This is a genomic window from Fundidesulfovibrio magnetotacticus (assembly GCF_013019105.1).
GTDB lineage: Bacteria > Desulfobacterota > Desulfovibrionia > Desulfovibrionales > Desulfovibrionaceae > Fundidesulfovibrio > Fundidesulfovibrio magnetotacticus.
The window spans coordinates 203,156-209,317 of the sequence record NZ_BLTE01000005.1; the positions used below are offsets into that span (position 1 = coordinate 203,156).

At 70.9% G+C, this 6,162-nt stretch carries 6 protein-coding genes; all 6 read right to left on the reverse strand.

What is annotated here, in order from left to right; genetic code table 11:
* Nucleotides 1-4: 4 nt before the first annotated feature.
* Nucleotides 5-1,165 (reverse strand): CpaE/TadZ family protein, encoded by a 1,161-nt coding sequence (locus NNJEOMEG_RS07565; protein WP_173082956.1) that lies wholly within the window; start codon nucleotides 1,163-1,165, stop codon nucleotides 5-7.
* Nucleotides 1,166-1,168: 3 nt separating this feature from the next.
* A complete protein-coding gene (locus NNJEOMEG_RS07570) occupies nucleotides 1,169-2,329 on the reverse strand; it encodes a CpaE/TadZ family protein (protein WP_173082958.1) in 1,161 nt (386 codons plus the stop codon).
* A gap of 34 nt (nucleotides 2,330-2,363) precedes the next feature.
* Nucleotides 2,364-2,669, reverse strand: coding sequence for a hypothetical protein (locus NNJEOMEG_RS07575; protein WP_173082960.1), 306 nt, complete (start codon nucleotides 2,667-2,669; stop codon nucleotides 2,364-2,366).
* Nucleotides 2,670-2,691: 22 nt separating this feature from the next.
* Nucleotides 2,692-4,245: a type II and III secretion system protein family protein gene (locus NNJEOMEG_RS07580; RefSeq protein WP_173082962.1), complete on the reverse strand. Its 1,554-nt coding sequence runs from the start codon at nucleotides 4,243-4,245 to the stop codon at nucleotides 2,692-2,694.
* The gene (cpaB, locus tag NNJEOMEG_RS07585; RefSeq protein WP_173082964.1) at nucleotides 4,242-5,114 is read right to left on the reverse strand and encodes a Flp pilus assembly protein CpaB; all 873 of its coding nucleotides are present in this window, start codon (nucleotides 5,112-5,114) and stop codon (nucleotides 4,242-4,244) included. The genes NNJEOMEG_RS07580 and cpaB overlap by 4 nt, the downstream gene beginning before the upstream one ends.
* 279 nt (nucleotides 5,115-5,393) lie before the next feature.
* Nucleotides 5,394-5,900, reverse strand: a complete 507-nt coding sequence (locus tag NNJEOMEG_RS07590; RefSeq protein ID WP_235956869.1) for an A24 family peptidase — start codon at nucleotides 5,898-5,900, stop codon at nucleotides 5,394-5,396.
* Between the last annotated feature and the right edge of the window lie 262 nt (nucleotides 5,901-6,162).

Consider the following 6,162-nt stretch of genomic DNA (forward strand, 5'->3'; position numbering starts at 1 on the left):
CGTCTTACCTCCCGCCGGGCGCGCGGCCGAAGAGCCTGCGGGCCAGTCCCGCCAGGCCGCTCTCGGCGCGCTCGCCGGACATGCCCGAGGCCAGGGCGGCCAGGGCGCGGCTCACTGCCGAGCGCGGGGCCAGGTCGGCCACGGGCCTGCCCAGGTTGATGGCTTCCAGGGTCAGTGCGTAGTCGTTTGGTATCACCTGGAAGCATTTGAGGCCAAGGGCCTTTTCCATGTCCTCCACGGAGAGCTCGCAGTCGGAGAGGTGGCGGTTCACCACCAGGCGCACCTCGCCCTGGGGGCGCACGTAGTCCAGGAAACGGCGGATGTTGCGCACGCAGGCCATGCTCTGCACGCCCACGAGGTAGACGCCGTCGGCCTGGCCCATGACGCGCAGGGTGAGATCGTCGATGTAGATGCCCAGGTCCACGCTGACGTGGTCGTGCCGGGAGCGCAGCTCCGCGAGGATTTCGCAGAGCAGCTCCGGCGAGAGCCCCGCCGGGGCGTCGGCCAGCTGGGCGGGCAGGGCCAGGAGCGAAAGCCCCGAGACGTGGCGCTCGGCGCATTCGGCGGCGGCGCGCGCCTGGAGCGCGCCCTCCCGCGCCAGGATCTCCGCCAGGGACGTGCCCGGGGTGATCCCCAGAAAGAGCGGGCTTTCGCCGTAAGGAAGGTTCATGTCGACCAGCACGGACTCGCGGGGCGCTCCGCCGGGACCAGGACGGGCCAGCTCGCGTGCCGCGCCCACGGCCAGGGTTGTAACGCCCACGCCGCCCTTGGCGCCGATGAAGGCGTGCAGCGCGCCGGAGCGCCCCGAGGACGCGGGCGCGGAGCGCCGGACGCGCCCGGCCATGCGCTCCAGCGCGCCGGGGAGCTTGCGTTCCAGGTCCGCTGCGGGCAGGGCCTCGCGCACGCCCAGGCGCAGGGCGGCCAGGAAGAGTTCCGGGGCGGCCGGGTGGGCGGCCAGGGCCAGCTGCGCGCCGGGGTGCTCCCGGGCGGCCTGCGCCAGCTGGTCCAGGGCTGCCTGGATGTTCTGCCCGGCGGCCACGAACACCACGTCGGGCCGGGCCTCGGCCGGGCGGGCCAGGGGCTGGCCCTCCAGCGCGGCGCGCAACACGGGCAGCACGGCGGGGTCTCCCGCGAGGAGGACGCCGAGGGGGCGCTCCGCGGCCATGCCCTACCCCTTCCCCAGTGCGAAGAGCCCGAAGCGCGCCTTGCGCTCGGGGCGTTGCGGCCCCCCGTCCAGGGAGAGGGCCAGGGCGCGCACGGCCTCCGTGACCGGGGCCTTGGGCGCGGCCTCGGCCAGGGGCAGGCCCTGGTTGATGGCCCCCAGGGTGGCGGGATAGTCGTTGGGCACGAGCCAGGCCCCGGCGATTCCGGCGGCCTCCTCCAGCTGAGCGGGGGTGATCTGGGCCTTCTCCAGGTGGCGGTTCACCACCAGCCGGAAGGCGCGTCCGCGCCGGGAGCGGGCCACGGGGTACTGGGCGGCGAAACGCGCCAGGTTGCGCAGGCAGGCGGTGCTCTGCACGCACACCAGGAGCACGTCGTCGGAGATGTCCATGATGCGCTGGGACACCTCGTCCAGGTAGGCCCCCAGGTCCACCACCACGGTGTCGAAGAGCCTGCGGGCCTGTTCGGCCAGGAAGCCCATCACCTCGGCCCCGGCCAGTTGGATCTCGTCGGGCTGGGCGGGCGGGGGCAGCAGGCGCAGACCCGAGGCGTGCTGGGTCATGAGGCTCAGGAGATAGGTGCCGTCCAGGCGGCCCACGTTCTTCACGGCCTCGCCCCAGTGGTAGCGGCAGTTGAGGTCGAGAAACATCTGGGCCTCGCCGTAGGGCAGGCCCAGGTCCAGGAGGGCGGCGGCGCGCTCCCGGCCCTGGGCGGCGCGCTGGCGCTCCAGGGCCACGTTGACGGCCAGGGTGGTGCCGCCCACGCCGCCTTTGAGGCAGAACACGCTGACGAGCCTGCCGGGCGCGGGACCGCCCGCGCTCGCCAGCCGCTCCTGGGCGAACTGCTCGAACCGGGGGAGCAGGTCGTCCTCGCCCAGGCTCTCGGAGAGGAATTCGAGCACCCCGGCGTGCATGGCCGCCACGATGAGCGCCGCGTCGGAGGTGTCGCCCAGGAGCAGGAGGCCCGTGTCGGGGTTCTCCTGCCGGAAGGCCTCCAGGGCGCGCTCCTCGGCCTCGGGGTCCGGCCCGGCCTGACGCACGCAGAGGTCCGGGGCCTGGGCGTCTTCCGAGGCCAGCACGCGAAGGCCCGCCTGGGCGGCGCACTTTTCGGCCAGGACGCGGGTGACCAGGTTGCGGATGTCCAGAAGGACGGTGGGGGTGGTGTTCATGCCCAAAATGCAGCCCGGCCTCGCCCGGGAGCGCCTACTTGGAGCCGGACTGCCCCTGCCCCGGCGCGATGTTCTTGAGGATTTTCTCGAAGACGCCCTCCCCCTGCTTTTCCTCACCCATCTTTTCGTGGCGGTTGGCGGCCATGGCGGCGGCCTGTCCGTCCATGCCGGTGACGGGTTTGTCGCCTCCGGCCCCGGGGTTGGCGACCTGGCTTTGCATGGTGGACTGCACCGACTCGCCGAACTTCCACTCGGTCTTGGGTTCTTGGTCCGCGCAGGCCGCGAGGGCCAGGAGGGCTGCGGCAAGAAGGGCGGCGCGCAGGGCGGTGTCGGGGCGCATGGGGGCTCCTCGGTTCGGGCGCTTACTTGCCCGCGTCGGAGGGTTGGGGGGGCCTCGGAGCGCCCGATGCCGGGGGATTGGGCAGGGCGTGGCCGAACTCGCCGTCCAGGGTGCGCCCGGCCGGGATGCCCGCCGCGGGGGCGGCCGGTTGAGCGCCCAGGCCCAACTTGGAGCGGTCGATGCCCAGATAGAATTCCAGGTCGTCGGGTTCCTTGAGGCCGCCGTCGGTGGGCAACTTGATGGCCTTGGGGTCGGCCGGCTTGGCGAGCCTGGGGGTGATGATGATCAGCAGCTCCGTCTCGTTCTTCTGGAACTTGCTGCTCTTGAAGAGGCTGCCCAACACGGGCACGTCGCCCACGCCGGGGAACTTGCTGGCCGTGGAGCGGGTGTCCTGGGAGAGCAGGCCCGCGATGGCGAAGCTCTGGCCGTCGCCCAGCTCGATCACGGTGGCGGCGCTGCGCTTCTTGAGGGCCGGAATGACGAAGCTGCCCACCTGCACGGCGTTGGCGGGGTCCAGCTCCGAGACCGAGGGGGCTACCTGGAGGCTGATCTTGTCTCCAGCCAGCACGTGGGGGGTGAAGCGCAATTCCACGCCGTATTTTTTCCACTCGATGCTGATGGTGCCCAGGGCCTGGGGGATGGGCACGGGGATTTCCCCGCCCGCCAGGAACTCGGCCGTCTGGCCGTTCAGGCAGACCAGGGTGGGCTCGGCCAGGATGCGCACGAGGCCGTTGTCCTTGAGGATGTTGATGAAGCCCGTGATGGTGGTGGGAACCCCGTTCACCTTGGTGTTGTAGTTGAACATCCCCTGCACGTTGCTGGTGATGTTCAGGGGGCCTTTCTGCTCGTCGAAGCGCGTGGGGTTGTTCACGCGGTTGTAGGGGTCCGCCACGGTCTGGTTGTTGGTGTTGGTGGTGGTGTAGGTTTTGACGATGTTGGAGAGCAGGGGCACGCTCGTGAGCCCGCCCAGGAAGGTGTAGAGGAAATCGCCCTGGGAGATGGCGTTGAGGTTGAAGCCCAGGTCTTTGGCCAGGGCGCGCGACATCTCGGCCACGCGCACCTCCAGCATCACCTGCTGCACCCCGCCCATCTGGAGCAGGTTGAGCACCTTGCCCGGGGAGTGGGCCTCGGCCAGGGCCAGCAGGCGCTTGAGGTTGGCCTCGCTGCGCACCGTGCCGGACACGGCGATGGAATTGCCCGCCGCGCGCACCACCACGCCGGACTCGTCGGGCATCACGTCGCCCACGAGGCGGCGCAGACGGGCCACGTCGGGGGCCACCTCCACGTCGTAGAGGCCGCGCACCTGGTCGGCCGCGTCCCAGAGGGTGATGTTGGTCACGCCCGAGGCCTTGCCCGCCACGTAGAGCTGGCGCGGCGTGAGAAGCACGAAGTCGGCCACGTTGGGGTCGCCCACGGAGACGCGGGCGATGTCCGCCTGGGTCTTGACCACCACGGACTTGCCCACCGTGAGTTCCAGCCGGGGGGCGTTGGCGGTCTGAGCGGCGTCCAGGTCCGCGGGGGCGGCGCAGGCCAGCAGCGCCAGCGCCAGCGCCAGGAGCAGGGCGGCGCGGTTCACGGCTTGCCTCCCGTCTTGCGGGCGTCCTTGGAGCCCAGGGGGGCCACTTCGCGCTTGGCGCCCCGGATCTCCTCCACCATGGGCTGGGCCTTGGTCTGGTCGGGAGGGGCGTCCTTGGGGGGGTCGGTCTCGCGCAGGCTGGCCAGGTTGCCGCGCAGGCTGGCCCCGGAGGTGAGCACGGTCTCCCGGTCCAGGGGGCCGCGCAGGGCCAGGTGCAGTTCTCCTTGCACGCCGGCCAGGGCCAGTTTCTCGGCCTCGGCCGGGGTGGCCTCCAGCGTGTAGGTTTCGCCCAGCATTTCTTCCTTGCCGCCCTGGGGCCTGTCGGCCTGCGCGCCAACGGCCAGCACGAGCATGTTTTCCAGGATCACTTTGGCGAGCTTCTGTCCCTGCTTGTCGGGGTCGTCCACGGTCATGAGCACGTCCACGCGCGCCCCGGGCAGGATGAGGCCGCCCAGGCCCATGACGCGGTTGCCGCGCACGGCCAGGGCGCGGCGTCCCTCGCCCAGGCGGGTTTCCAGGCCCGAGCCGCTCGACCCGGCGGGGAAGAGCTTGTCCTGGGTGACGGGCTCGTTGACCCCCAGGGGGACCATGACCACGCGGCCCTCCAGGGCGTCCAGGGCGGTGAAGCTGCCGGGGGGGACGCTCTTTTCGAAATAGGGGGCCATGGAGAGGTTGCCCGGGCCGAGGCGCTCGCCACGGGCCAGGGGCTTGGCGGCCACGGCCAGTTGCACCTGGGCGGGAGCGGCCTGTTCCACGGGGGCCTGACGCTTCTTGCCCTGCCCCTGGAGCCAGCTGAACACCAGAAAGCCCGCCGTTAGGGAGAGCACGAGCGCAATGGCTCCGTGCAGAAGAATCCGCGATCTGTTCATCCGGCCCTGTCCATGGAGCGCTTCGCATCAGGACCGATGCGCCCGCTCCGTTGCGGATTTGCCGTCCGCCGTTTCAGGATCATTCCCCGGCACGCGCGATGCTTTCGGAGACCCCTGTTGCGTTTGGGAAGAAACGTTGCACATTCGCAGCAGCTTGGCAAGTGCATACTCCGCCAGAACAGGCCATGCAACGGCATTTCGCGTCGCTTTTCGGGCAATACGGGGGATGCGCTTTCGGGTTCGCGTGGCTCATGAAGAGGCGCCGCTGAAGAGAGCGCTTCAGAACACGGCAATGTATTTGCCGCCGACGGCGCGCCACGCCGCGGCCCCAAGCGTGCCGACGGCAATGGCCACTCCGTAGCACACCTTGGGCGGGTTCTGCATGGAGCCGGTGCGCAGCATGTGCGCCCCCAGGGTGAGCGCCGCCTGCACGCCGCCCGCGAGGGCGGTGAACACCAGCACCGTGAGCACCGCGCCCGGCCCCAGAGCCGCGCCGGACACGGCCATGAGTTTCACGTCGCCCGCGCCCATCACGCCCAGCAGGAAGGGCGGCAGCATGCACCCTCCGGCCAGCAGCAGCCCCGCCCCGCCGACGAACAGCCCTTCCAGCCAGCGCCCCTCCAGGCCCGCCAGGGCCACGTTCAGGGCCACGAAACAGAGCATGGAGGGATAGGTGATGCGGTTGGGAATGCGATAGCTCCTGTAGTCGATCCAGGCGGCCCAGAGCATGGGCACGCACAAGGCCCCCAGGACGAGCCAGGACTGCATGGACTGGGAAACGTGCACGCTTCACCCCCGGTTCGCGCGGGCCGCCGCGCGGTTTGCTCGCGCAGACTACCACCGCGCGGCCCCGGACGCCAGACGCCGCGAAAGCGTATGCCGGGGGAAGCGCGCGGCTCCCCCCGGCATGCGGCATCGCGGCGGCTGAACCGGCCGCCTGCCGGGAACGCTACTGGATGGACCCGGCGATGCGGTTGAAGAGGTTGGTCATGTTGGTGCCCAGCAGGGTCACGGCGGCGATGATCACACCGGCGATCAGCGAGGCCAT